22 protein-coding genes are annotated in these 26,659 nt (G+C 62.1%); 13 read left to right on the top strand and 9 right to left on the bottom strand.

From position 1 onward, the window contains the following. Positions 1-479 precede the first annotated feature (479 nt). Complete coding sequence (locus tag BLV09_RS06310; RefSeq protein WP_100381882.1) at positions 480-770, top strand: succinate dehydrogenase assembly factor 2; 291 nt, start codon at positions 480-482, stop codon at positions 768-770. Next, a complete protein-coding gene (mfd, locus tag BLV09_RS06315) occupies positions 767-4,285 on the top strand; it encodes a transcription-repair coupling factor (protein ID WP_146686668.1) in 3,519 nt (1,172 codons plus the stop codon). Before BLV09_RS06310 ends, mfd begins: the two co-directional genes overlap by 4 nt. A 68-nt stretch (positions 4,286-4,353) precedes the next feature. Here mfd and BLV09_RS06320 read toward each other — a convergent pair whose 3' ends face one another. From BLV09_RS06320 to BLV09_RS06335, 4 genes are all read right to left on the bottom strand, one after another. Continuing rightward, entirely contained in the window at positions 4,354-4,749 is a 396-nt protein-coding gene (locus BLV09_RS06320) for a PRC-barrel domain-containing protein (protein ID WP_100381880.1), read from the bottom strand. An 80-nt stretch (positions 4,750-4,829) separates the two neighbouring features. Next, entirely contained in the window at positions 4,830-6,059 is a 1,230-nt protein-coding gene (locus BLV09_RS06325) for a GGDEF domain-containing protein (RefSeq protein WP_146686669.1), read from the bottom strand. An 88-nt stretch (positions 6,060-6,147) separates the two neighbouring features. Next, positions 6,148-7,650, bottom strand: coding sequence for an AMP-binding protein (locus BLV09_RS06330; protein ID WP_146686670.1), 1,503 nt, complete (start codon positions 7,648-7,650; stop codon positions 6,148-6,150). Positions 7,651-7,654: 4 nt separating this feature from the next. Beyond that, positions 7,655-9,388 (bottom strand): extracellular solute-binding protein, encoded by a 1,734-nt coding sequence (locus BLV09_RS06335; protein ID WP_146686671.1) that lies wholly within the window; start codon positions 9,386-9,388, stop codon positions 7,655-7,657. A gap of 374 nt (positions 9,389-9,762) precedes the next feature. Here BLV09_RS06335 and BLV09_RS06340 point away from each other — a divergent pair, with 374 nt between their 5' ends. Then, positions 9,763-10,596, top strand: a complete 834-nt coding sequence (locus BLV09_RS06340) for an invasion associated locus B family protein (RefSeq protein ID WP_100381876.1) — start codon at positions 9,763-9,765, stop codon at positions 10,594-10,596. 98 nt (positions 10,597-10,694) lie between these two features. Here BLV09_RS06340 and hspQ read toward each other — a convergent pair whose 3' ends face one another. Next, complete coding sequence (gene hspQ / locus BLV09_RS06345; RefSeq protein WP_100381875.1) at positions 10,695-11,027, bottom strand: heat shock protein HspQ; 333 nt, start codon at positions 11,025-11,027, stop codon at positions 10,695-10,697. 121 nt (positions 11,028-11,148) lie between these two features. Between hspQ and BLV09_RS06350 the strand changes: the two genes are divergently transcribed. Then, the gene (locus BLV09_RS06350) at positions 11,149-12,102 is read left to right on the top strand and encodes an AEC family transporter (RefSeq protein ID WP_146686672.1); all 954 of its coding nucleotides are present in this window, start codon (positions 11,149-11,151) and stop codon (positions 12,100-12,102) included. 6 nt (positions 12,103-12,108) lie between these two features. Here the strand turns inward: BLV09_RS06350 and BLV09_RS06355 are convergent, their stop codons facing one another. Further along, on the bottom strand, positions 12,109-13,308 hold the full coding sequence (locus tag BLV09_RS06355) for a UbiH/UbiF family hydroxylase (protein WP_146691002.1): 1,200 nt from the start codon (positions 13,306-13,308) through the stop codon (positions 12,109-12,111). Between the two features lie 133 nt (positions 13,309-13,441). Here BLV09_RS06355 and pcsA point away from each other — a divergent pair, with 133 nt between their 5' ends. The 3 genes from pcsA to BLV09_RS06370 all read left to right on the top strand — a co-directional run bounded on the left by pcsA (position 13,442) and on the right by BLV09_RS06370 (position 15,975). After that, positions 13,442-14,176, top strand: a complete 735-nt coding sequence (gene pcsA, locus BLV09_RS06360) for a phosphatidylcholine synthase (protein WP_146686673.1) — start codon at positions 13,442-13,444, stop codon at positions 14,174-14,176. Continuing rightward, positions 14,173-14,898 (top strand): TerC family protein, encoded by a 726-nt coding sequence (locus tag BLV09_RS06365; RefSeq protein ID WP_146686674.1) that lies wholly within the window; start codon positions 14,173-14,175, stop codon positions 14,896-14,898. The genes pcsA and BLV09_RS06365 overlap by 4 nt, the downstream gene beginning before the upstream one ends. Before the next feature lie 102 nt (positions 14,899-15,000). Continuing rightward, the gene (locus BLV09_RS06370) at positions 15,001-15,975 is read left to right on the top strand and encodes a quinone oxidoreductase family protein (RefSeq protein ID WP_146686675.1); all 975 of its coding nucleotides are present in this window, start codon (positions 15,001-15,003) and stop codon (positions 15,973-15,975) included. A 136-nt stretch (positions 15,976-16,111) separates the two neighbouring features. Here BLV09_RS06370 and BLV09_RS06375 read toward each other — a convergent pair whose 3' ends face one another. Then, a complete protein-coding gene (locus tag BLV09_RS06375; RefSeq protein WP_146686676.1) occupies positions 16,112-17,308 on the bottom strand; it encodes an acetylornithine transaminase in 1,197 nt (398 codons plus the stop codon). 257 nt (positions 17,309-17,565) lie between these two features. Further along, entirely contained in the window at positions 17,566-18,891 is a 1,326-nt protein-coding gene (rimO, locus tag BLV09_RS06380; protein ID WP_146691003.1) for a 30S ribosomal protein S12 methylthiotransferase RimO, read from the bottom strand. Between the two features lie 273 nt (positions 18,892-19,164). On the opposite strand from rimO, the gene BLV09_RS06385 reads away from it, so the two are divergent. The 6 genes from BLV09_RS06385 (at position 19,165) to BLV09_RS06410 (ending at position 25,866) form a co-directional block, all read left to right on the top strand. Then, positions 19,165-19,755 carry an ANTAR domain-containing response regulator gene (locus tag BLV09_RS06385; RefSeq protein WP_146686677.1) on the top strand — a complete coding sequence of 197 codons (591 nt, stop codon included), beginning with the start codon at positions 19,165-19,167 and terminating at the stop codon, positions 19,753-19,755. Then, a complete protein-coding gene (locus tag BLV09_RS06390; protein WP_146686678.1) occupies positions 19,752-20,900 on the top strand; it encodes a CmpA/NrtA family ABC transporter substrate-binding protein in 1,149 nt (382 codons plus the stop codon). Before BLV09_RS06385 ends, BLV09_RS06390 begins: the two co-directional genes overlap by 4 nt. A gap of 375 nt (positions 20,901-21,275) precedes the next feature. Beyond that, complete coding sequence (locus BLV09_RS06395) at positions 21,276-22,112, top strand: formate/nitrite transporter family protein (protein WP_146686679.1); 837 nt, start codon at positions 21,276-21,278, stop codon at positions 22,110-22,112. Between the two features lie 18 nt (positions 22,113-22,130). Next, the gene (locus BLV09_RS06400) at positions 22,131-23,933 is read left to right on the top strand and encodes a NirA family protein (RefSeq protein ID WP_146686680.1); all 1,803 of its coding nucleotides are present in this window, start codon (positions 22,131-22,133) and stop codon (positions 23,931-23,933) included. After that, positions 23,930-25,537, top strand: a complete 1,608-nt coding sequence (locus BLV09_RS06405; RefSeq protein WP_146686681.1) for a sulfite reductase subunit alpha — start codon at positions 23,930-23,932, stop codon at positions 25,535-25,537. Before BLV09_RS06400 ends, BLV09_RS06405 begins: the two co-directional genes overlap by 4 nt. Before the next feature lie 176 nt (positions 25,538-25,713). Next, complete coding sequence (locus BLV09_RS06410; RefSeq protein WP_167558638.1) at positions 25,714-25,866, top strand: hypothetical protein; 153 nt, start codon at positions 25,714-25,716, stop codon at positions 25,864-25,866. A gap of 9 nt (positions 25,867-25,875) precedes the next feature. Here BLV09_RS06410 and BLV09_RS06415 read toward each other — a convergent pair whose 3' ends face one another. After that, a complete protein-coding gene (locus BLV09_RS06415) occupies positions 25,876-26,646 on the bottom strand; it encodes a LamB/YcsF family protein (RefSeq protein ID WP_146686682.1) in 771 nt (256 codons plus the stop codon). Between the last annotated feature and the right edge of the window lie 13 nt (positions 26,647-26,659).

A 26,659-nucleotide genomic window follows, 5' to 3' on the forward strand; every position in this document is an offset into this window, starting at 1 on the left:
TCACGGACGCGGGGCGGGATGCGATGGACGCTGATAGCGTTGCAGACGAGCGGCGCTGACGCGGACGACGAAGTCGTGTGGTCCTGACGCCCCGATGCTGGCGTCAAGTCGGCGGTTTTCCGCCGATGACGGTGGCAACAAAGCCCGGTCACCGGGGAGAGCGCGAAATAAGCCGTTAAAACCATTGCGTGCGGGAATGCCGGGTGATTCCGGTGAACCTGTGGTGACTAACTCGTGTGTTTTCTACTTTTACACACGAGGCTGCGGGTGCGGCGGGCACCCGGCATTCCCCACGCCCTCTGCCGGGTGAAACGATCGTCAAAGCTCGGGCGCCTCGCGCCGCGGGAACGCAAAGCTGTGTCAACAGGCCAGTCAGCCGATTTTGCAGGGCGATCAGCTACTGACATTGCCCGATCCCGACGCTATACCAACCCCGCCCGGCACGTCCGGGCTTTTGGCGTTCGGATGGAAATGAAAGAATGACCGGATCGACACGATCGAGCGGCGGCCTCGATGACCGCCGCAAGCGGCTGCTGTTTCGCTGTTGGCACCGCGGTACCCGCGAGATGGATCTGATCCTCGGCCGGTTCGCGGACGCCGAGATTACGCACCTCGACGACCTTGAGTTGGCCGAGTTGGAGCGTCTGATCGAGGTGCCTGATCCCGATCTCTACGCCGCGCTGACCGGCGACAAGCCACTTGCACCTGAATATGCGGGCCCGCTGTTTGAGCACATCAAAGCATTTCGAGCCGTGGATCACGAGGCATGAAGGCGCCGGTACAATCGCCCGCGCAACTGCTCGCGCCCGGTCGTGCGCTGACCTTCGCCAATGTCGCCGAGGGTGCCGAAGGTCTGGTCGTCTCGGATCTGGCGCGCGCGATCGCGGCCCGGCCGAAGCCGCCTGCGATCAGCCTCGCGGTGGTCTGCCGCGACGGCCCGCGGATGCAGCAACTGGCGCGCGCGCTGGAATTCTTCGCGCCGGATTTGCCGGTCATGCAGTTTCCGGCCTGGGATTGCCAGCCCTATGACCGCGTGTCGCCGCATGGCGGCGTCCTGGCGCAACGGCTGACCACGCTGGCGCGGCTGGCGCGTATTCAAGGCAGCGACAAGCCGCTGATCGTTTTGACGACCGTCAACGCCATCGTGCAGCGGGTGCCGGCACGCGAAGGCGTCGCCGCCCAGGCGCTGTCGGTCGCGCCCGGACATGTCGTGCCGATGGACTCCATCGTGTCCTGGCTCGAGCACAACGGCTATAATCGTTCCTCGACGGTGCGCGAGCCCGGCGAATATGCGGTTCGCGGCGGCATCCTCGATCTGTTTCCGGCGGGCCTCGATCAACCCGTACGCTTCGATTTCTTCGGCGATTCCCTTGAATCGATCCGCACCTTCGACGCCGAGACCCAGCGCACGCTTCTGGATATGCGCGCGCTTGATCTGGTTCCGATATCCGAGTTTCAACTGACCACCGAGACCATCCGCCGCTTCCGGATGGGCTATGTTGCAGCGTTCGGCGCGCCGGAACGCGACGATCAGCTTTATGAAGCGGTCAGCGAAGGCCGCCGCCATCCCGGCATGGAACATTGGCTGCCGCTGTTTTCCGAGCGAATGGACACGCTGTTCGATTATCTCGGCAATGCGCCGGTCGCGATCGAGCCGCAGAGCGAAGACGCCGCACGCGAGCGCTTCAAGCAGATCTCAGATTATTATGAAGCGCGGCGCGAGGCGCTGGAGCATCCCGGCGGCGGCGCCATCTACAAGCCGTTGCCGCCTGACCGACTCTATTTGACCGAGGACGAATGGACGAAGCGTCTCGATGAATCCGCGCTGGCGAGGCTCACGCCTTTCGCCGTGCCCGACGGCAGCACTGGCGTCGTCGATGCCGGCGCCCGGCAAGGGCGCAACTTCACGCCGGAACGGACCGACAGCTCGGTCAACGTGTTTGAGGCTGTCGTGGCGCATGTGCAGGCGCTGCAGGCGCAGCGCAAGAAGGTGGTGATCGCGCTGTGGAGCGAAGGCTCGCGCGACCGCATGAGCAGCATGCTGCGTGATCACAAGCTGCTCAACCTGACCAGCGTCAACAGCTGGCGCACGGTGCAGGCGACGCCGCGCAACGAGGCGATGCTGGCGGTGGTCGGCATGGAGTCCGGCTTCGAGACCGACCAGGTCGCCGTCATCAGCGAGCAGGACATTCTCGGCGACCGGCTGGTGCGGCCGCGCAAATCCAGCCGCAAGCTCGACAATTTCATCTCCGAGGTCACGAGCCTGGCCGCCGGCGATCTGGTGGTTCACGTCGAGCACGGCATCGGCCGCTTCATCGGCTTGCAGACGCTCGAAGTCGCCGGCGCGCCGCACGACTGTCTCGAACTGCATTATGCCGCCGAAACAAAACTGTTTCTCCCGGTCGAAAATATCGAACTGCTGTCGCGCTACGGCTCCGACCATGCCCATGTCGAACTGGACCGGTTGGGCGGCAGCGGCTGGCAGGCGCGCAAGGCCAAGCTCAAAAACCGCATCCGCGAGATCGCCGGCGAGTTGATCAAGATCGCCGCCGAACGGCATCTGCATGAGGCGCCGAAAACGCCGGTGCAGCCGCATGTCTATGACGAGTTCTGCGCGCGTTTCCCTTACGAGGAAACCGAGGACCAGCTTGGCGCCATCAATGCCACCTTGAAGGACCTCGAAAGCGGCCGGCCGATGGATCGGCTGATCTGCGGCGACGTTGGCTTCGGCAAGACCGAGGTGGCGCTGCGCGCGGCGTTCGCTGTCGCGCTGGATGGCAAGCAAGTCGCCATCGTGGTGCCGACGACGCTGCTGGCGCGGCAGCACACCCGGACCTTTACCGAGCGCTTTCGCGGCTTTCCGGTCAATGTCGCGCAGGCCTCGCGCCTGATCGCGCCGAAAGAACTGACACAGGTCAAGAAGGGATTGACCGAAGGCGGGGTCGACATCGTGGTCGGCACCCACGCCCTGCTCGGCAAATCGATCAAGTTCAGGGATCTCGGGCTTCTGATCGTCGACGAGGAGCAGCATTTCGGTGTTGGCCACAAAGAGCGGCTGAAGCAGTTGCGCGCCCAGGTCCACGTGCTGACGCTAAGCGCGACGCCGATCCCGCGCACGCTGCAACTGGCTCTGACCGGCGTGCGCGATCTCTCCATCATCGCTTCGCCCCCGGTCGATCGTCTGGCGGTTCGCACGTTCGTTGCGCCCCACGATCCCCTGATGATCCGCGAAGCATTGTTGCGTGAACGTTATCGCGGCGGACAGGCCTTCTACGTGGTGCCGCGCATCGAGGATCTCGCGAGCGTAAAGGATTTCCTCGACAAGAATGTGCCGGAGATGAAGGTCGCGGTCGCGCATGGGCAGATGGCGCCGACCGTCATCGAAGACATCATGTCGGCATTCTATGACGGCAAGTACGATATCCTGCTTTCGACGACGATCGTCGAGTCCGGCCTCGATATTCCCAACGCCAACACGCTGATCGTGCATCGCGCCGACATGTTCGGCCTGGCGCAGCTCTATCAGTTGCGCGGCCGGGTCGGCCGCTCCAAGCTGCGCGCCTATGCATTGTTCACGCTGCCGGCACAGCACAAGATCACGGCGCAGGCCGAGCGGCGGTTGAAGGTGCTGCAGTCGCTGGAGAATCTGGGCGCCGGCTTCCAGCTCGCGTCGCACGATCTGGATATCCGCGGCGCCGGCAATTTGCTTGGCGAGGAACAGTCCGGACATATCAAGGAAGTCGGCTTCGAGCTGTATCAATCGATGCTCGAGGAGGCGATCCTCAACCTCAAGGCAGGCGTCGTCGAACCCGCCGCGGATCGCTGGTCGCCACAGATCACCATCGGCATGCCGGTGCTGATCCCAGAAGATTACGTCGCCGACCTCGCGGTGCGGCTCTCACTGTACCGGCGGCTCGCCGATCTCGATACCGACGAGGAGATCGACAATTTTGCCGCCGAAATGCGCGACCGTTTCGGCGTGTTGCCGGATGAGGTGCGCTATCTGTTCAAGGTCGCGGCGATCAAAGCCTATTGCCGCAGAGCCAATGTCGAGAAGGTCGATGCCGGGCCGAAGGGCGCGGTCATTACGTTCCGCGACAACAAGTTCGCGCAGCCGGACCGGCTGGTCTATTTCATCCGCCAGCATGGCCAGGCTGCAAAGGTGCGGCCGGACATGAAGGTGGTGTTCTTTCAGGAATGGGAGACGCCGGAAGAACGGCTGATGGGCACGACCGAAATCCTGCGCCAGCTCGCCAATCTCGCCGAGAACAAGAAAGCGGCGTAGCGAGTAGCTGATAACGAACAGCCGCCCGCATCGTTGCGGACGGCTGTTTTTGTTCCAATAAAGGCGGCTTATTTTGGATATTTGAACTCAGGCGCGGCCTTCAACGCTTCCTTGGTCGTGTTCATCGACGCCAGCCATTTATCGTCCTTGCTGTCATAGCGAACGTTAACCGACGACGGCGATACCGCGACATAGTGCTCGCCCATGCCGAGGAAGCCGCCGACTGACAGGATCAGTGCATCGACCTGATGGTTCTTGATCGCAAGATCGGTGATCTCGCCAATCGATTCATCTTTCTGGTTGTAGACGTTCAAGCCCTTCAGTTTCGAGCTGAACATCTCGTCCTTTTGTACCGTTGAGAATTTAGCTTCGGCAGGAGCGGTGCCGACGGTTTTGGCGTCTTCAGCGAATGCGGGTGCAGCCAAAACGGCCAGCGAAGCAGCGATCAGTGCAATCTTTTTCATGTCGTCCTCGTCCTCCAGTGCAGAATTGCTGATCTACAATGCAGGGCTGGAATGGTTGTTCCGAAGCGTGGCGGAAACATTCACGAGGCGGCGCGTTGGCCTTCCTCATAGAGTCGCGCGAGCAACGATCTCGCCGAGTCCGTTGGCAGCATGGTTGCAACTGTGATCACCGGCTCGGACCGCGTCTCGCGTTTGCCGTGGCTGGTGTGCCGCATCACGCTGGACAGACGCCGCGCAATTGCGTGTGCGGTCCGTAAATCGGTTTCAGCGAACGCCACGATGACGGATCCGTCTTGCAGGACCGCGCCGAAATCCATTTTTCGTTTCAGGCGGCTGATGATTCGCGCGCCGTCGCGCTGCGCACGTGCATGCGCGGGATCGAAGGCAAAGCGCGCGACCGAAAGCCCGCCACCACGCGACAGCGTCTGATAAACCGTCGTCGCAAAATCGCGGTTGAAGGCAACCGGCGTCAGCAGGCCGGTTTGCGGATCGAGCAGGCCGCCTTCATCGATCGACTGAAGTGTACGGCCCAGATACACCTCAAACGCATGCTGGCGGATCAGCGGCACGGCGTTGGCCGCGATATAGGCGGGTTCACCGGTTATGATTTCGAGGTTCGACAGGTCATAGCTTGGCGCCAGCCCGTCCGATGTCACGACGACAGGCAGATGACGAAAACGGGAATCCTCCGACAGCACCGTGAGGAAAGCGTCCACCACCCGCGGGCTGAAACCTTCGCCAAGCACGATGCCGTCGATGTCTCGATCGTTGAGATGTTTTGCCGCCGCTTCAATGCTGAGCGCGCCGACAATTCCCATCCGCTCGCCGAGCGCCACGGACAGCGCAGGATAGGCTGCGCCGCGTCCGATCAAGAGAACGGTGGCGTCACGCACGGGATCGGTGTCCGATGGTGTCGGCGCCGCCGGGGCGTCGCTCAGCCGCCGCAGTACGGTGGCATGCAGCGTCCTGACACGCAGCGCCGCGCGCAGGCGCGCGATGAGGCGATCGAAATTGCCGCCGACGTGCGAGAACGGAATAGCGTTTCCCGGCAGCAGGATCTGCGGATCGACGGCGATCAGGGGAAGATAGGGTTTTGTGCCGGCGATCTGCTTGGCCAGGACATCGAGGTCTTGCTCCGATGTCTCTGAGATTGCGGCCAGAACCGCAGCCGGGTGTAATTGCTCGATGGCACGCGGCGCGTCGGCCCAGCGGGTTTCGATGACCGGGAACAACTTCGCATCGTCAAGCGCCGTCGCGAACGAGGGCCGTTCGGCGGTCGATACGATGAGGATCGGACCTTGCTGCGACATCGGGGTATTCGGGCCAAAGCGATCAATGGAAAGCCCGACCCTAGTTGGCCAGCCTTAATGGCGCGTCAACGACGTCGTTCGATATGAATTAGACGCGACCGGCCCGATCTCGAAATGCTTCTACCATCAAGGGGTTAAGCCCGAGTTCTCCAAGCGCGTCGCGCGCCCGGGCGTTATCCTGGGCGCGGCCGGCGAGACGGTAGCCACTGAGCCGATCGGGCAGCGCCGTCAGCAGCGCGCCTTGTCCGAGCCGCTTGGCCCATTCCTGTAAATCCTGCGACAGGAAGCGGTAGCCGCCGACGGCCATGATACCGGATGGCGGTGCCGTGATGCAGACCGCGCCGGTCGAACGGTCGAGCCGCACGGCGTAGCCGGTATCGACATAGTCGCGAGGCGGCGGTGCCATCAACGAGTCGCTTGGCGGGGCGGGGGGGGCATAGGCCGCCACGCTCACCATCGGTCCCCGCAATCCGAGCGTACCTTTTGGCGTGATCAGGGTTTCGCCCGCGATCGACGAGCCCGGCACATCACGCGGCGCACCGTGCGATCCCGGAAGGATCGGTGCCGGCGTGCCGTCGGCCGCGCGACGGGCGCCGAACAGTCCGGCTTCTCCGAACAGATAAACGTCCGTCAGGGTCGCACTCGCGATCGTCCAGGGCGGTGACGACGTGATCTGCTCCGGCGCGCGCCAAAGGCCGATCACGTTGCGCAAGGTCGGCAGCCGTGACGGCATGTCGGCTTCGGCCAGTCGCTGCACCAGTTGGGCGGGCGCGACCAGCGTATCGCAGCCATTCTCGTTGATCTGTTGTTCGAGCGCGTCGCCGTCGAACGGATGATGCAACGCAAGTGTTCCCCCGGACAGCAGCCAGACCAGGAGTGACGAGGTCAGGCCCGCGAACGATGACGGCGCGAAGGCCGACATTATTTTCGCGCCCTGCGGCACGTTGCTTTCGAGGAACACCGCGAGGCCGCCGGCGATCAGGTTCAGATGCGTGCGCGGGACTGCGCAAAAGCCATCCGCGGTCACGTCAAAGGAAACGATCGCGGCCTTGCGGCCATCATGCATGATCGCGCGGCTGGTTTCGGATCCACTGATGAGTGCCTGATCGAGCGACGCCATGCCCTCGGGCAGGTCATTGCCGAAGCCGCAGACATGACGGATTGAAAATGCTTCGGCAGCCGCGTTCATGGCGAGATCGGCATGGCTGACGCCATCGATCTTGCTCATCGTCACAATCGCCCGGGCTCCGGTGCGATTGAGCGCGACCGTCAATTCCGCCTGACGCCAAAGCATCGGGAGCAATGCCACGATCAGCCCGGCACGATGCGCCGCAAGCACCGTCAGCATGAACTCGACGGTGTTGGGCAAATGAATCGCGATCACGGAATTCGCGGGCAGGCCTGCCTCGATGAAATGCGCCGCCAGCGCCGTGATTGCACGATCGGCTTGCGCGAAGGTCAGGCGTTTTGGCGGAAGGCCCGTGACGCGCGCCTTGTTGACCGGATCGAGCAGCGCCAGCGCGTCCGGCTGACGTGTCAGAACCCGTCGAAACAGTGCCTCAAGTGTTGGCGATGGATTGGTCTGGATCACGGATTCACTTTGCTGGGGCCGCCGGTCTTTGCCACCAGGTCTCCGGGAGATATCCCGTCAACGCGGTGGCCGTGGGCCGTTCTATCCGATTCCAGCGCGCAATCCATTGCTCTCCGACGTTAAACAGCGGAATAGCGTAGAAGCCGGACATCAAGGCCCGATCAAGCGCCCGCACGGCCGAGACAAAGTCGGGACGTTCGCGTGCCGCCAGCATGGCTGCGATCATGGCGTCGATCGCGGGATCCTTTGCTCCCATGTAATTGCGGGTGCCCTGGCTGTCCGCGGCTGCGCTTCCCCAGTAAAACCACTGCTCGTTGCCCGGCGACAGCGACTGGTCCCAACGGTTTTGGATCATGTCGAAGTCATAGCCGAGCCGCCGCTGGTCGAATTGGACGGCGTCGACCGACCGCACGGTCGCCTCGATGCCGGCTCGCTTCAGGTCTCGCGCATAGGCCAGCGCGATGCGCTCCTGATCGCGCGTCGTCACCAGAATCTCGAAGGTGAGGGGCACTTTGGTCGAACGCTTCCGCAACACCGTGCCTTCGAGGTCGTAGCCGGCCTCGGACAGCAAATTCAATGCACGGCGCAACGTCGTGCGATCGCGGCCCGAAGCGTCGCTGACGGGGAGGCGATAGCTGCCATCCAGAATATCCGGCGCTATGTGCGATGTGAACGGTTTCAGTAGTTCGCGCTCACGCGCATCCTCCGGGCGGCCATAGGCCGATAATTCGGACCCGGCAAAGAAACTTGCCGAGCGGGTGTAAAGCCCGAAAAAGTAATTGCGGTTGATCCATTCGAAATCGAACAGCAGCGTCAGGGCCTGGCGCACACGGATATCGGAAAACACCTCGCGCCGGGTGTTGAACACCAGGAATTCCGATGGCTGCGGCAGCCCGGTCTTGATGGTGTCACGAACCACCTCGCCGTCGCGGACGGCGGGAAAATCATATCCGTCGTGCCAACGCAGCGGTTCGGTTTCGACACGAAAGTCGTAGAGGCCGCGTTTGAAGGCCTCAAACTGGCCGTTCGCCTCCCGGTAGAAATCGAGCCGGATCTCGTCGAAGTTCCATAAGCCCCTGTTCACCGGCAGGTCGCGGCCCCAATAATCGGGATTGCGGATGAAGGTAACACTGGCGCCGGGTTTGACTTCGGTAACGCGATAAGGGCCGGAACCGATCGGCGGCGACAACGAGGTTTCCTCGAAGGTCGCGACATCGGTCGCGTGTTTCGGCAGGATCGGCATCAGGCCGAGGATCAGCGGCAGTTCACGGTCCTGCACGCCGCCGAAATCGAACCTCACCGTCAGCGGGTCGAGTGCTTCGGCCTTTGCGACCTTGGAATAATACTGACGGTGGTTGGGACGGCCGTGGTCGCGCAGCAGGGCCCAGGAAAACAGCACGTCCTCGGCGCGCACGGGTTGCCCGTCCGAGAAACGCGCCAAAGGGTCGAGATGAAAGGTGACGTAACTCCTGACGTCGTCGGTTTCCACGCTCCTGGCCAGCAGGCCGTAAAACGTGAAGGCCTCATCATCGCCACGCGCCATCAGACTTTCGTAGACATAGCCCCGCTCGAACCCATAACCCCTGATCTGCTGCACCGCGAGACCCCTGACGATCAGCGGGTTCAGGCTGTCGAAGGTTCCCAAAAGACCTTGCACCAGCCGGCCACCTTTCGGTGCGTCGGGATTGGCATAGGGCATGTGGCCGTAGTTGGCTGATAACGCCGGCACCCCGTGCATGGCGAGGGCATAGCTTGGGTCTGCCGATGCTGCGTGGCAGTCCGTCGTCAGCCACGCGCCAAGCGCGAGGAAACCGCAGAGAAAAGCGCGAACGCAGCAGCGTCTCCAAGCCCGCCGTGCATCGTGTCGATTTGATTCGATATCGCTCACATCGGAGCTTTATCACAGCCGTTCGCATCAGGCCCCGCATGCATCAAAGGTGCCCGTTGGCATTGATCTTTTCGCACGCCGCTGTATGAAGGCGTGCAATTGACCGAGGCGAAAGAGCCTGTCACGTATCCGCCTCAATTGGCAGGGAGACAGCCGCGCAAACGGTCAGGTCTCGGTGCCCTGCAGCGGTTTCGGGCGCTCCCGTTCAGAAAGGGTTTTCCGCAATGAATTTCCGTATCTTGGCCGCGCCGATCTGGCCGCGTGGGCGGGTTTTTGCCTTGTTGGCGGCGACCGCTCTGGCCACTTCGTTTCTTGCTTCCGAGGTGCAGGCCCAAGCCCCGGCTCCGGCACCCGCCGCTCCCAAGGCCAAGCCCAAGGCCGCGCCGAAAGCTGCACCGGCAGCGCCGGCTCCGACCGCTCAGCAGGCAGCACCGCCGCCAGCGGCAGGCGCGCCCGCCGCGGGTGCCCCGGCCGCAGGGGCTCAGCCGCAGGACCAGCAAGTTCAGCTGATCTATGCGCCCTGGACCAAATTCTGCCTGAAGGGTCAGGATGCCAATGCCAAGCAGGTCTGCTTCACCGGCAAGGATGGTCGCATCGAGTCCGGGCAACCGGTGATTGCCGCCGTTATCATCGAGCCGGAAGGCGAACCGAAGAAGATCCTGCGCGTCACGCTGCCGCTCGGCATGCAGCTCATTCATGGCACGCGCGTGATCGTCGACAGCAACCCGCCGATGCAGTCCCCTTATGTGATCTGCTTCGCCAATGGTTGCATGTCGGATTACGAGGTGACCCCGGAATTGCTGGCCAACATGAAGAAGGGTCAGAATCTGGTGGTGCAGGCCATCAATTCCAACGGCGCACCGCTCACCTTGCCGCTGCCGCTGGCGGAATTCGCCAAAGCCTATGACGGGCCGCCGACCGACCCGAAGGTATTCGAAGAGACCCAGAAGAAGCTGCAGGAAGAACTGCAGAAGCGTGCTGAAGAAGCCCGCGCCAAGCTGCAGGCGAACTCGCCCGCGGGTGCGGCTCCGGCCACTCCGGCTCCGGCCGCGAAATAAGGGCCATCACCAGCAAACAAAAGGCGCCCGATCGGGCGCCTTTTTTCTTGTTCTTGGCCAGTTCTTGGCCAGGCTATTGGGTTGGTTCAGCGGAAAGTCTAATTCAATGAAGGGTTCCGGGGCCGGTAACCGCCCGACTTGTCCTTCACGAAAATCTCGGCCACCTGCGAATGCCGGATCGGCTCGCCCGAGTCATCGGGCAACAGGTTCTGTTCGGAAACATAGGCGATGTATTCCGATTCCGAATTCTCGGCGAGCAAATGATAGAACGGCTGATCCTTGTGCGGTCGATTCTCTTCAGGGATCGACAGCCACCATTCCTCGGTATTGTTGAATTCCGGATCGATATCGAAGATCACGCCCCGGAACGAAAAGATCCGATGGCGGACGATCTGCCCGATCTGAAATTTGGCGGTACGCGCTTTTATCATGTCTCGTCGAATAGACCATGATTGTGGCCGATGCTAGAGGCAAACGGGCGAATTAACCCTTGCTGTGGCCGCCTGTCCGGCGCGTCGACCGGGGCTATCATGATGAAGAAAACGCTTCCCGATGATCGACGTTCTCAATCTGGCGCTGCCGTATTTCGGCTTGATCTTCATTGGCTTTGCCTGCGGCAAGGCCAAGGCTATCCCGGAGGCGGGCCTCGCCTGGATGAATTTCTTTCTGCTCTATGTCTCGCTGCCCGCGCTGCTGTACGGCATCATGTCCAAGACGCCGTTTGCGGAACTCAATAACCCGCCATTTCTGGTCGCAACCACGCTCGGTACGGCGAGCGCTTTCGCCCTCGCGCTGTTGGCGGGACGGTTCATCGGGCGGCTGACCTTTCGCGAGGCCACGCTGGCGGGCCTTTCCGGCGGCTATGGCAATATCGGCTATATGGGCCCCGGGCTAGCGCTGGCCGTGCTGGGAACGAAGGCCGCGGCGCCGACCGCGCTGATTTTCTGCTGCGACAGCATCTTCCTGTTTTCGATCGTGCCACTACTGATCGCGCTCACGGATCGCCAGCATCCATCCTTGCTGCACACGCTGGGGATCGTGGCCCGGCAGATCGTTTTCAATCCGCTGATCATGTCGGCCTGTGCCGGCGCGCTGGCGGCATCGCTCCACCTTCGGCCTCCGGTAGCGATCGATAATACCTTGCTGTTTCTCCAGAACGCCGCGGCCCCCGTGGCGCTGTTTGCGCTTGGCGTGACCGTTGCACTGCGGCCATTCGGCCGCGTGCCGTGGGAGGTTCCCGGCGTCATCGCGGTTAAACTCCTGATCCATCCGCTGGTCGTGTTCGGATTGATGTTCCTGGTGGGTCCCTTCGCGCAGCCTTGGGCAGCAACGGCCGTCCTGATGGCGTCACTGCCGCCGGCGCTGAATGTGTTTGTGATCGCCCGGCAGAACGACACCTGGATTGAACCGGCATCGGTTGCGGTGCTGATCGGAACGTTCGCCTCTGTCGTCACGCTCACCAGCGTGATGTGGCTGCTGCAGACGGGAAGGCTTGTATTTCCCTGAGAACGGCTAGCTCACCCGACGCGTCGGCCGCCATGAAGGCGCCAGACCCTCGCGCATGGCGATACGGCGAAGCGGCCCGATCGAGCCGATCAGATGCAGACCGGCCGCGCGCAGCGACTGGACCGGCAGGAAATCGCTGAGCAGCGAACGGTTCGCCAGATCGATCGCCAGCGTCCGGCTTGCAACATCAGCCCGCCGGGCCGAATGGTAGCGATCCAGCACGGGCGCTGCGCCGGGATCGCCGCCGGCCGCCATCGCGTCGCGCACGATATCGGCGATATCAGCGGCGTCGCGGAGCCCCATATTCAGCCCCTGCGCACCGATCGGCGGCAGCACATGGGCGGCTTCGCCGACCAGCGCGATGCGGTGCTGCGCAAATCGGTGGGACTGTTCGATCGCGAGCGGAAACAAATGACGCCCCGGCTCGATATGGACGCGGCCGAGAATGGAATGCGATCGCACCTCAGTGGCCTCGGATAATTCGTCATCCGTAAGCGCCATCAGCCGCTCGGCTTCCTTGCGCGCCGCAACCCACACCACGCTGCAGCGGCTGCCCGGCAGCGGTACGAAGACGCATGGACCTTGCGGCGTGTGAAACTCAGTGGAGATATTTCGATGCGGCCGCGAGTGATTGACGTTGAAGGTGAGGGCCGCCTGATCGAGTTCGCGCCGCCTGACCTCGATGCCGGCCGCGCTCCTGGAGCGCGACTGCCGTCCGTCGGCGCCGACCACAAGACGCGCCGAGAGCGATTGTCCGCCAGCGGTGCGAATGGCGACAATTGTATCTTCCGGACCGATCGCATCCGCTTCGTCGTCGAGCCGGGTCAGCCGCGGAAGCTCCGCGGCGCGATCTTCCAATGCGGACATCAGCGCCCGGTTCTCGATATTGTGGCCGAATTCCTCGAGGCCGATTTCGTCGGACGAAAACCTGACCTCGGGCGCGCGGATCAGCCGGCCGGTGTCATCGACCAGCCGCATGGTTCGCAACGGGGCCGCCTTGTCTTTGCAGCGGGACCAGACGTTCAGTCCTTGCAAAAAACCAACGGAATCACCGAGCAGAGCCGTGGTGCGATTGTCGGCATAAGGTGCGCGCCGGGCGATCAGGGCCGTCTTCGCGCCGGTCTGCGCCAGCGCGATTGCAGTTGCAACGCCCGCAGGTCCGCCGCCGATAACGACCACATCGAATGGTGCCGAGACATCGTTCATATCAGGACAATTGACGTTCCCGGCGGCATTTTCAAGCCCGTGCCGCATCTCCGTTTCCCACCGATTTGCGCGGCCGAACGCCGCAAGCGCCGATATGCAAAGGCGTCCGATTCCTGATAGCACTGCCGGCTAGATGGACCAGGAAAATCAGCAGGATTCGTTGTCAGCGTCGTCGCGAAGGCGGGCCGCCGCGTTTTCGGTGCATGTCTTCACGGCACTGGGGGCGGGTATCGCTCTGATCGCACAGCTAGAGGCGGTCCGCGAGCACTGGGCGGCGATGTTCGCCTGGCTTGGGATCGCGCTAGTAATCGACGCGATCGACGGTCCGATCGCGCGACGGCTGGACGTCACCAATGTGCAGCCGAACTGGTCGGGCGAGGTGCTCGACCTCGTCGTCGATTTTGTCACTTACGTCTTTGTGCCAGCCTACGCCATTACGGCGAGCGGCTTATTGCTGCCGCTGGCGGCGCCGCTGCTCGGCATCGGCATCGTCGTATCGAGCGCGCTCTATTTCGCCGATCGGCGCATGAAGGCCGAGGACAATCATTTTCGCGGGTTTCCAGCGCTGTGGAACGCCGCGGCATTCTATCTATTCCTGCTGCACTGGCCGCCCGGCCTTTCGAGCCTGGCGGTTGCCATTCTCATCGTGCTCACGTTCATTCCCTTCTATGTGCTGCACCCCGTGCGCGTGGCCCGGCTGCGCACCTTGACCCTGTCGTTGATCGGAGTTTGGGCGGCGCTTGCCATCTACGCCCTGGCGAGCGATTTCGACGTCGGCATGCCTGTCACCATCGCGCTGTGTGCGATCGCCATCTACATCGGGGGAAGCGATGCGGCGATCCGCCTCGCACGGGCGTTCGGCATATGATTGCACTGTGGACCAGTCCGGAGGCATGGGCGGCGTTGCTGACCCTGACGGCGCTTGAGATCGTTCTCGGCATCGATAACGTCATTTTCATCTCGGTGATCGTCTCGCGCATTCCGCCACGGCAGGCGAAACGAGCGCGGCAGATCGGGTTGGCGCTCGCACTGATATTCCGCATCCTGCTGCTCAGCCTGCTGGTGTGGCTGATCGGCCTGACCCAGGACGTGCTCACGCTAAAAGGCTTCGCCTTTTCCTGGCGCGACATCATTCTGATCGGCGGCGGATTGTTCCTGATCGCGAAGGCAACGCACGAAATTCACACTGAAGTCGAGGCGAATGACGGGGCTGATGACGTTGAGCCGAGAGCCAGCGCGTTCTTCTGGGTCATTGTCCAGATCATCGTCATCGACATGGTGTTTTCGCTGGATTCAATCATCACCGCGATCGGCATGGCGCAGGATTTGCAAATCATGATTGCAGCCGTCGTTATCGCCTGTGTCATCATGTACGCATCGTCCGGCCCGGTCGCGAAATTCGTGGCCGAGCATCCCACCACCAAAATGCTGGCGCTGGCATTCCTGGTGCTGATCGGCGTGGCGCTGGTCGCCGACGGGTTTAAATTCCATATCCCGCGCGGCTATATCTATTTTGCCATCGCGTTTTCGGCCGTCGTCGAACTCTTCAATGTGCTCGCCAAACGCAACCGTAAAAAAGCCGGCCGTTAATCGATTGGAGACGTTCCCGGAACCATCGAGTTGACAACGCAGCCTCGATGGCTTTCGCTTCGTCCCGAGAGCAGGCCAGGATATATTGAAGGAGAACCCGCGATGACCAAGGCTGTGCGCGTGCACAAGGTGGGGGGGCCCGAAGCTCTGGTCTATGAGGCTGTGGATGTACCCGAGCCGGGACACGGTGAGGTGCGTATCCGCCAGCATGCGGTCGGCCTCAACTTCATTGACGTGTACTTCCGCACCGGCCTCTATAAGGCGCCGGGACTGCCGTTCGTCCCCGGCAACGAGGCGGCGGGCGAAGTCGTGGCGGTCGGACCTGGTGTGACCAATTTTCACCCCGGCGATCGCGTTGCCTATTATCACAACCTTGGCGCCTACGCCTCCGAACGGAACATTCCCTGGGAGAAGCTGGTCAAGCTGCCCGACCACATCACCTACGAGCAGGGCGCCGTGCTGATGTTGAAGGGGCTGACGGTCTGGTACTTGCTGCACAAGACCTTCAAGGTCGAGCCGGGGCATCGGGTGCTGATCCATGCTGCGGCAGGTGGCATCGGCTTGCTCGCATGTCAGTGGGCGAAGGCGCTCGGTGCGCATGTCATCGGCACGGCGGGCAGCAAAGCGAAAGCCGACCTCGCGCTCTCCAACGGTTGCGATCACGTCATCCTATACAACGAAGAGGATTTCGTGGCGCGCGTGAAGCAGATCAGCCGCAACGAACTCTGCGATGTCGTCTATGACGGCGTTGGCAAGACAACGTTTCCGGGTTCGCTGTCCTGTCTGAGGCCGCGCGGCTTGTTTGTGAGTTTCGGCAATGCTTCAGGGCCGGTGCCGCCCTTTGCGATTGCCGAACTCAACAATCACGGCTCGCTGTTTGCGACCCGGCCGAAGCTCAACGATTACATCGGCAAGCGCTCGGAATTACTGGAAGGCGCCGACACGTTGTTTGCCGCCGTCATCAACGGCAAAATCCACGTCCCGATCAACCACGCCTACGCGCTGAAAGATGCGGCCAAGGCCCATATCGACCTGGAAGGCCGGGCCACCACGGGCGCGTCGATCCTGAAGCCTTAGTCTCCATCGTCATTCCGAGGCCAACGGGTCGCGCGAACGCGCGCCCGTTGACGGGCTCCGCGAAGCAATCCAGCATGCACGTCGAGATCTGGATTGCTTCGTCGCTGGCGCTCCTCGCAATGACGGAAGAAGTAGCCTACGCAACCCGTCTCGCAGCGCCTACCTTTGTCAGGATCGCATCGAGACAGTCGATCATCGCACCGATCTCATCGCGTGTGACGTTGAGCGCCGGCATGAAACGCAGCGCGTCCGGCTGCGGCGAATTCAGCAACACGCCGGCCTCGAATGCCTGCGCCAGGATCGACGCTCCCATGGGCAGTTTCAGGTCGAGCGCCAGCAGCAGTCCTCGGCCGCGCACTTCGCCGAGGCCGTGCCGCGCGGAGAGCCGTTGCAACTCGCTTTCCAGAAACAGCCCGGCATCGACAGCCGCTTTCAGGAACGCGGGCGCAGCGATGCTTTCGAGAACAGCAAGCCCCGCGGCACACATCAGTGGATTGCCGTTGAAGGTGCCGCCCTGGTCGCCATGTTCGAAGCAGGAAGCATGCTCCGTGGCCAGTAGCGCAGCCAGCGGCACGCCACCGCCGATGCCTTTCCCGAGCGTCATGATGTCAGGCTCGATATCGGCGTGCTCGTAGTGGAAGAGTTTGCCGGTGCGGCCCATGCCGGTCTGGATTTCATCGACGATCAGCAGAAGTCCATGTTCTTTCGTCAGCGCCCGCAACTCGCTCAGGAATTGGTCGGTCGCAGGCCAGACCCCGGCTTCGCCCTGGATAGGCTCCAGCATAACGGCGACGGTCTTGCTGTTGATCAGCCGCCGGACGGAAGCGAGATCGTTCAGCAACGCTTTGCGAAAGCCTGGCACTTTCGGTTCGAACAGCGGCTCGAAGGCTTTCTTGCCGGAGGCCGACATCGTTGCCAGCGTGCGGCCATGGAAGCCGCCTTCGAACGTGATGATTTCATAAGCGCCGTTACGGTGCAGCGCGCCGTATTTGCGGGCGAGTTTGATCGCGCCTTCGTTGGCTTCCGCGCCGGAATTGGCAAAGAAGACCTGATCGAAGCAGCTATGCTCGACCAGCGCGTTGGCGAGTTTGAGGCTTGGCGCGTTGTAGAAGGCAGGACTCGGCGAGAGCAACAGCCTCGCCTGCGCCGCCAGCGCGTCGGCGACAACATCAGGTGAATGGCCAAGGCAGTTGACGGCCCACCCCTGGATGAAGTCGAGATAACGCTTGCCGGTGTCATCCCACAGCCATGAACCTTCGCCTTTGACGAATACGGTCTTGGGGCGGGCGGTGATGTCCATCAACGCGTCGAACGGATGTGTGGCAATGCCCATGTCAAACTCTCCTGCGGTTGGGTGAAAAAGTCGGCCGAAACGAAAGAAGGCCGCACTTTGCGGGTGCGGCCTTCTCGAAAACTTTGCTGATCTATCTGTTCAGCGTTGTCGTCGGACACGGCGCGACCCATCATCGTCGAACGAGCGACGACGGAAAGCTGCGCGGAGTTGGGTCCGGTTCAATGTCATGACGGGGCCATACAGCCGAAGGGCGGGCGCTGTCAAGGGTGCATCGCGCTTTTTGGTAGAGCTAAGATCTAGAAACCGGCGACGCTGCCGTGCAGGTCATATTCGTCCGCACGCTCGATTTTCGCCGTAACGATCTCGCCGACGCGGAGCGGCCGGCGGCTCGAAACATAGACCGCGCCGTCGATCTGCGGCGCGTCGGCCTTGGAGCGGCCTTTCGATACGGTCGGGCCGACTTCGTCGATGATGACCTGCTGCCGCGAGCCGACCTTGCGCTTCAACCGGCGCGCGGAGATCTTCTGCTGCCGCGCCATCAGCGCGTTCCAGCGCTCCTGCTTGACCTCGCCGGGCACGGCATGGCCGAGCGCATTCGAGGAAGCGCCCGCAACCGGCTCATATTTGAAGCAGCCGACGCGATCGATTTCGGCTTCTTCAAGCCAGTCGAGCAAATAGGCAAAATCGGAATCGGTCTCGCCGGGGAAGCCGACGATGAATGTCGAACGCAGCGTCAGCTCCGGGCACTCCTCGCGCCATTTCTTGATCCGCCCAAGCGTCTTGTCCTGCGCCGCGGGACGCTTCATCTGCTTGAGGATCTCGGGGCTTGCGTGCTGAAAGGGAATGTCGAGATAGGGCAGGATCTTGCCTTGCGTCATCAGGCCGATGACTTCGTCGACATGCGGATAGGGGTAGACATACTGCAACCGAACCCAGGCGCCGAACTCGCCGAGCTCCTGCGCAAGGTCATAGAATTTCGCGCGGACTTCGCGATCCCGCCAGGGGCTCGCGGCATATTTCAGATCGACGCCATAGGCCGAGGTGTCCTGCGAGATCACCAGCAATTCCTTGACGCCGGCGTTAACAAGCTTTTCGGCCTCGCGCAGCACGTCGTTGGCGGAGCGGGACACCAGGTCGCCGCGCAGCTTCGGGATGATACAGAAGCTGCAGCGGTTGTTGCAGCCTTCGGATATTTTCAGATAGGCGTAATGCCGCGGCGTCAGCTTGATGCCCTGTGGCGGGACCAGATCGAGATGCGGATTATGGACCGGCGGCAGCGCGCGATGCACTGCATCGAGCACGCTCTCATATTGCTGCGGCCCGGTAATTGACAGCACGCCGGGATAGGCGGCTTCGATCTGCTCGGGCTCGGCGCCCATGCAGCCGGTGACGATGACCTTGCCGTTTTCGGCCATCGCCTCGCCAATGGCGCCGAGCGATTCCTGCTTGGCGCTGTCGAGGAAGCCGCAGGTGTTGACGATGACGAGATCGGCGCCATCGTGCTTGCGCGCCAGTTCATACCCTTCCGCCCGCAACCGCGTGATGATGCGCTCGGAATCCACCAATGCCTTGGGGCATCCCAGCGAAACAAAGCTGACTTTGGGCGCGGCCGCCTGCTGCATCTCTAAACCTGCCTCGTGTCCCGGCTCTGGCATTCGCATCCCGTTGCGGCAGACTCTTTGCGAATGTTAGAGCCGAAGGGACACGAGCAAAAATGACTCTAGTGCGGCCCTGGATTTGACATTCGCCACGAGGACTCGCGGCCCCGGCAGGGCGAATGTCAAATCCACCGCACTGGTTGATGCGCAGGAGCTAGTCCCAATTGCTCATAATTACAAGGCTTTGAGCGGTCTTAAGGCGTGCTATGGATAGTTTGTCCGAAATGCGAGTGATGGATGGTTGCTGAGACGTCTCCCAAAATCGTCATTGTCGACGAAAGCCCGATCCGCGCCGCGATCCTCGAGGAAGGATTGCGGGAGGCGGGTTTTACGAGCGTCGTCCATATCAGCGAGATGCAGAGCCTGCTTGCCCGAATCTATGCGCTTGATCCGGATATCATTCTGATCGATCTGGAAAATCCGAGCCGCGATATTCTGGAACAAATGTTCCAGGTCAGCCGCGCCGTTCGCCGGCCGATCGCGATGTTCGTCGATCAGAGCGACGCGGCGTCGATCCAGGCCTCGGTTGACGCCGGCGTCTCCGCCTACATCGTCGACGGACTGAAGAAGGAACGCATCAAACCGATCCTCGACCTCTGCGTTTCCAGGTTCAACGCCTTCGCGAAGCTCCAGGATGAACTCGACCGCGCCAAATCCGCGCTCGAGGATCGCAAGGTCATCGATCGCGCCAAGGGCATCCTGATGAAGCTGAAGGGGCTGACGGAAGACGAGGCCTATGTGCTGCTGCGGTCGACGGCAATGCGTGAGAAAAAGAAAATCGGGGAGATCGCTCAATCGATCCTGACCGCATCGGAGTTGCTGAAATGAGCACACCGCTTCATATCGGCTTCATTCCGCTGGTCGATGCCGGAGCCCTGATCGTCGCCGTCGACAAGGGCTTTGCCGCCGCCGAAGGGCTCGATGTCACTTTGGTGCGCGAGGTGTCGTGGTCGAATGTCCGCGACAAGCTCAATATCGGCCTGTTCGATGCGGCGCATCTGCTGGCGCCGGTCGCGATCGCTTCCAGCCTCGGGCTCGGGCACGTGAAGGTGCCGATCGTGGCGCCGTTCAATCTCGGTCTCAACGGCAACGCGATCACGGTGTCGCCGGCGCTACATGCGGCGATCCTCAGCGAGATCGAGGGCGATCGGCTGGACCCGATGGCGACGGCGCTGGCGCTGGCGCGCGTTGTCGCCGCGCGGCGCAAAAGAGGCGCCGAACCCCTGACCTTCGGCATGACCTTTCCGTTTTCCACCCACAATTACCAGCTGCGCTTTTGGATGGCTGCCGGCGGCGTCGATCCCGACGAGGATGTGCGTCTGGTGGTGCTGCCGCCGCCGTACATGGTGGATAGCCTGGCCAATGGCCAGGTCGATGCGTTCTGCGTCGGCGCGCCCTGGAATTCGGTCGCGGTCGATCTTGGTGTTGGCCATATCCTGCATTTCGTCTCAGAAATCCTGGCGCGCGCCGCGGAGAAGGTGCTCGCGATGCGGCAGAGCTGGTCGGAGAAAAATCCGCAGGTCGTTGCGGCCCTGATCCGGGCCTCGCATCGTGCCGCTGAATTCATCGCAGAACCGCAAAACCGTGCCGAGGCGGCGCGCATTCTGGCGCAGCCGGACCGCATCGGCGTCGACGCGGATGTGATCCTGCGCACGCTGAACGGCAGGCTCAAGATTTCTCCCGATGGAACCATGCGCGAAAGCAGTCGCTATTGGCTGGTCGGGCGGGAAGGCGCATCACGGCCGGAGCCTGTCCAAGCCGCCTGGCTTTATGCCCAGATGGTGCGTGGGGGACAGGCCTCGATTGCTCCAGAAGCCCTCAGCACCGCCATGGCGGTGTTCCGTCCCGATCTTTACGACGCCGCACTGGGGCTGCGCAGTGACGCCTACAGCGAAGGGCTGGGTACGGTCGATGCCTTTGCCGGGCCGCGTTTTGACCCTGCCGATATTGCCGGATATCTCGGCTCGTTTTGATCCTGAATTCAGCTTCAGGAGCGATTGACTAAGTTCCGAGCAAATCGATTCGAAGCATAATTTTTAGGCTGCTGCCGCCTCGACAAGCAGGAACCGCAAGATTCCGCGTTGCCAGTATGGAGTCAAAGGCTCCCATAAGGCACTGAATTTATAAGAACTTCCAAAAAATGCTGCAGTGGCACACGACTTGAATAGAGGTGGTGGTCAGCCGCCGCAGTCGCCTGCTGACCATCGTCGACGATGGATTTTCGGCAGCAACGAAGCTGATCGGACCGCTCAGAAATTTTCCGATACGGCGCTGCCCCCTCGACGGGCTTTCCGAGCATCACACCCTTTTCTCGTTGTAGCCGCCTCCGTGGCGACTGGAGCTTTGACATGGATTACGCCAAGCCCACCGACGTCGTCTCCTCGATGGTCGATGCCAGTCTCAAGAAACTGGCGCTTGCCCCGCGGGACCTGCTCATCCGCGGCGCGCTTTCCGGTGCACTGCTTGGCGCGGCGACCACTCTCGCCTTTAGCGGCGCCTTCACGACGGGCCAGCCGCTGGTCGGAGCGATCATCTTTCCCGTCAGTCTGGTGATGATCGTCCTACTTGGACTCGAACTCGTGACCGGAAGTTTCGGGCTGTTGCCGCTGGCGCGGCTCGAGGGCAAGGCGACCTGGAGCGCCATCGCCGCAAACTGGTCCTGGGTGTTCCTCGGAAATCTTCTCGGCAGCATCGCCTATGGCATCCTGATCGCGATCGCCCTGACCAACATGGGTACCGCGGCACCCGCAGGTGTCGCGGCGCGTATCATCCAGATTGCCGAAGCCAAGACCGTCGCCAATGAGGCGCTCGGCATGGCCGGGATGGTCAGCGTTTTCGTGAAGGCCATTCTCTGCAATTGGCTGGTCTGCCTCGGCGTCGTCATGGCAATGACGTCCACCTCGACGATCGGAAAGATCGCCGCGACCTGGTTGCCGATCTTCACGTTCTTCGCCCTGGGGTTTGAGCACGCCGTCGTCAACATGTTCATCATCCCAACCGGCATGCTGCTCGGCGCAAAGGTGAGTGTCTATCAGTGGTGGGTGTGGAACCAGATTCCGGTGACGCTCGGCAATCTCGTCGGCGGCTTTGTTTTCACCGGCCTTGCACTCTACGCGACCTTCAAGCCGGCGGAACAATCGGCGCCGGTCGCAGCGCAGCTCGCACCGCAAATTCCCGCTGAATAATGGCCATCGTTGCGCATCATGAAACTTGAAACAACCTCAGCCGATTTCAGCGACGAGCAAAAGCGCTATCTGGAAGGCTTCATGTCAGGCCTGCAGGTCGGGCGCGTCGGCCGAAACGTCGGTCTCGCCGCCGGATCAGGTGCGCCTGCCGCCAAGGGAAATCCAGAGCCGGTCGGTCCGGACGCGGCCGGCCTCAAGGCCCAGGACAAGGTTCTCGCCGACGGCAAGAAGCTGTCCGACCCTGAAAAATTCAAACGCGAACAGCATCCGTTCGACGCCTATCAGCGCCTCAAGGAACAGGCGAAAGGCAATACGCCGCCGACGCCTGCGGACAATTTCCGCTGGCGTTATTACGGCCTGTTCTATGTCGCGCCGACGCAGGACTCGTATATGTGCCGGCTGCGTATTCCCAACGGCATCCTCACGCACTGGCAGTTTGCCGGCGTCGCCGATCTCGCCGAACGCTATGCCGGCGGCTATTCGCATGTCACCACCCGCGCCAATATCCAGCTCAGGGAGATTCCGCCGAAGCACACCGTCGGACTGATCGAGGGAATTCAGGACATCGGATTGTGCTCGCGCGGATCGGGCGCCGACAACATTCGCAACGTGACGGGGACGCCGACCGCCGGGATCGATCCGGTTGAATTGATCGATACGCGCGAATACGCCCGCGAATGGCATTACCACATCCTCAACGACCGCTCGCTGACCGGCTTGCCGCGCAAGTTCAACGTCGCGTTTGACGGCGCGGGCAGGATCGCCGTGCTGGAAGACACCAACGACATCGCTTTCGCGGCGGTCGAGGTGAAGGACGGTTTTGGCGCGGCGCCCGGCGTCTGGTTTCGTCTGGGGATCGGCGGCATCACCGGCCACAGGGATTTCGCCAAGCAAACCGGGATTATCGTCAAGCCGGAAGACGCGACCATGGTCGCGGATGCCATCGTGCGGGTGTTCATCGAAACCGGCGATCGCACCAACCGCCTCAAGGCGCGGATGAAATACGTGATCGACGACATGGGAATGGACAAATTCCTGCTCGCCGTCGAAGCGAAATACGGCAAGGCCTTCACCCGTGTGCCGCCGGAAGCGCTGGAGCCGCGACCTGTGTTCGACCGCATGGCGCATGTCGGCGTACATTCGCAGAAACAGGCGGGCCTGAACTGGATCGGTGTCGTGCTGCCGATCGGCAAGCTGACCGGTGACCAGATGCGCGGCCTTGCAAAGATCGCGCACGATCTGGGCGACGGCGATATTCGCCTGACAGTGTGGCAGAATCTCCTGATTTCGGGCGTCGCGGATGACAAGCTCGCGCTCGCAACGGCCGCGATCAAAGCACTCGGTCTCGACGTCGAGGCGTCATCGATCCGCGCCGGGCTTGTCGCATGCACCGGCAATGCCGGCTGCAAGTTCGCCGCCTCCGATACCAAGCGGCATGCCGCCGAGATCGGCGACTGGTGCGAAACGCGCGTGAAAATCGAGACGCCGCTCAACATCCATCTCACCGGCTGCCATCATTCCTGCGCGCAGCATTATATCGGGGATATCGGACTGATCGCAGCGAAGGTGCCGGTCGGGAACGATGACGACACGGTGGAGGGTTATCACCTCTTCGCCGGCGGCGGCTTTGGTCCGGATGCCGATATCGGGCGGGAGGTCTATCACGACGTCAAGGCCGAGGATGCGCCGAAGACCGTGGAGAAGCTGCTGAAAGCCTACGTCGCCAATCGTGCGTCCGACGACGAGACGTTTCTCGCATTTTCACGCCGCCACGACGGGGAAACCTTGCGGAAGATGGCGGAAGCGGAGAGCAGCACATGAACCAGATCACTTCGCCGCCAAGGCTTGAGGTCATTCCGGAGAGCGCGCCGTTCTCGGAGGCCCAGCGCTCCTGGCTCAACGGATTCCTCGTCGGGCTCTTGCAGCTCGACGGCTCGGTGCCGTTGTCGCCCGAGCAAGGGGCGGCCGTGTTGCAGGGCGTGGCCGGCGATGGCGATGATGGCGAAGCGCCTTGGCACGACCAGACCATGCCGATTGCCGATCGCATGAAGCTCGCGGAAGGCCGCCCGATGCGACGGCGGATGATGGCGGCGATGGCGCAGCAGGATTGCGGCCAGTGCGGCTACAATTGCAACGATTATTCCGACGCGATCGCGAGCAAGAGCGAAGCGCGGCTCAATCTCTGCGTGCCCGGCGGCAAGGAAACCGCGCGCATGCTGAAGGCACTGCACGAGGAACTGGAAAAGGCGCCCGCCGCCGCTTCCGTTCCGGCCGTGGCGACGGCCGCGGCGGCGCCGGCGATCTTGGGTGAACCTGGACGGTCGCGCGATAATCCGGTGGCGGCAACCTTCCTGTCGCGTCGCCTGCTCAACAAGACCGGGTCGGAAAAGGAAACCTGGCATATCGATTTCGACCTCAGCGGCTGTGGCCTCGACTATGTCGTCGGTGACTCCTTCGGTATCTTCGCCAAGAACGAAGTGGGCCATGTCGATCAGATCATTGCCTTGCTGGGTGCCTCTCACACCACCAACGTGAACGGCAAGACCCTGCGCGACGTATTGATCGACGACGTTTCGCTGGCGCCGGCGCCGGACAAGCTGTTCGAACTGATCTCGTTCATATCGGGCGGCGCGCAGCGCGAAAAAGCCCGTGCGCTGGCACAGGGCGAGGATCCCGACGGCGATGCCGCGACCCTCGACGTAATGGCGGCGTTACAGAAATTCTCCGGCGTGCGGCCGCATCCGGAAGCCTTCGTTGAAGCGCTGGAGCCGTTGCAGCCGCGGCTCTATTCGATTTCGTCATCGCACAATGCAACGCCGGGAAAACTGTCGCTGACGGTCGATTGCGTGCGCTACGTGATCGGCAAGCGCAAGCGGCTTGGTCTTGCTTCGACCTTCCTTGCCGAACGCATCAATCCCGGTGATGAATTGAAGGTCTATGTGCAGAAGGCCCATGGCTTTGCGCTGCCGCAGGATCCGAAAACGCCGATCATCATGATCGGGCCCGGCACCGGTGTCGCGCCGTTCCGCGCCTTCCTGCTTGACCGCCGGGCAACCGGGGCAACCGGCAAGAACTGGCTGTTCTTCGGTCATCAGCGCAGCGGCTCTGATTTCTTCTATTCCGACGAACTCAATGCCATGAAAACGGCGGGACTACTGACGCGGCTGTCGCTGGCGTGGTCCCGCGACGGCGACAAGAAATTCTATGTGCAGGACCGGATGCGCGAAGTCGGCCGCGAAGTGTGGACATGGCTGGCCGAGGGCGCGAACGTGTATGTCTGCGGCGATGCCAAACGAATGGCAAAGGATGTCGAGCGCGCGCTGGTCGATATCGTCGCGCAGTTCGGGGCGAGGTCGACCGATGAGGCCGTGAGCTTTGTCGGGGAGCTCAAGAAGAAGGGGCGGTTCCAGCAGGACGTGTACTGACCCGGTTCCAGTCAGTTCAAATTGGGACGAAAAAAATTCTCGTCTGAATCTATCGCGGAGAATTTTTATCTGCTGCGGGAGTCAAACGAAGCGCGCGTATCGTTATTTCTTCCACCATCTTGTGTCCGACCGCCAACCGCGTTCCACTACACCTGATGGCGCGGTGGAGAACGATGATGCGCGAATTGTCAGCGGAAGCCCGTCTGCACCTGTACGCGCGTTCCCTGTCCAGACGAACTACGAGACGGCTCCATGCGGCGGCGCTCTATGGCGCATTCGCCGTGATCGCCGCCATCGTGTTCGGCACGCTGTCGTATCACCCGTTCTGAAACGGTTTGCTAACGCGCCTTCTTGAACGGCGCCACTTCGATACCGCCATCCTTCAAGGCCTGACGGACGCCGCGAGCGATATCGACGGCACCGGGCGTGTCGCCGTGAATGCACACGGTGTCGGTGCGCATCTTGATCACCTTGCCGGATACCGACACCACCGCGCCGTCCTGCACCATCCGGAGCACCCGTTGCGCGATTTGCCCGGCATCGTGCAGTACGGCACCCGGCTTGCGGCGCGACACCAGCGAACCATCGTCTTCATAGGCGCGGTCGGCGAACACTTCATGCACCATCGGCAGGTTCGCGGCTTCGCCGGCCTTCACCAGGCGTGAATTCGCCAGCACCACGAATATCAAATTGGGATCGACCGCCTTGATGCCGTTGGCGATTGCCTTGGCGGTCATGTCGTCGTCGCAGGCGACGTTCGACAAGGCGCCATGCGCTTTGACGTGGGTCACCTTGTGACCGGCCGCGGTCGCGATCGCCTGCAGCGCGCCGATCTGATAGGCGACGAGGTTTTCGATCTCGGAGGCTTTCATCCCGGGAAAAGGACGCCGGCCAAAACCGTGCAGATCGCGATAACCGGGGTGGGCGCCGATGCTCACGCCACGGGCTTTGGCCAGTTCCACGGTGTGGCGCATGATATCGGCATCGCCGGCGTGAAAGCCGCACGCGATATTGACCGAGGTGGCGAGCTCGATCATGGCGGCGTCGTTGCCCATCTCCCACGCGCCAAATCCTTCGCCGAGATCGCAGTTGAGATCGATTGTTGTCATGTTGATTGTCCGC

Origin of the sequence: Bradyrhizobium canariense, from assembly GCF_900105125.1 — a bacterium.
Lineage (GTDB): Bacteria > Pseudomonadota > Alphaproteobacteria > Rhizobiales > Xanthobacteraceae > Bradyrhizobium > Bradyrhizobium canariense_A.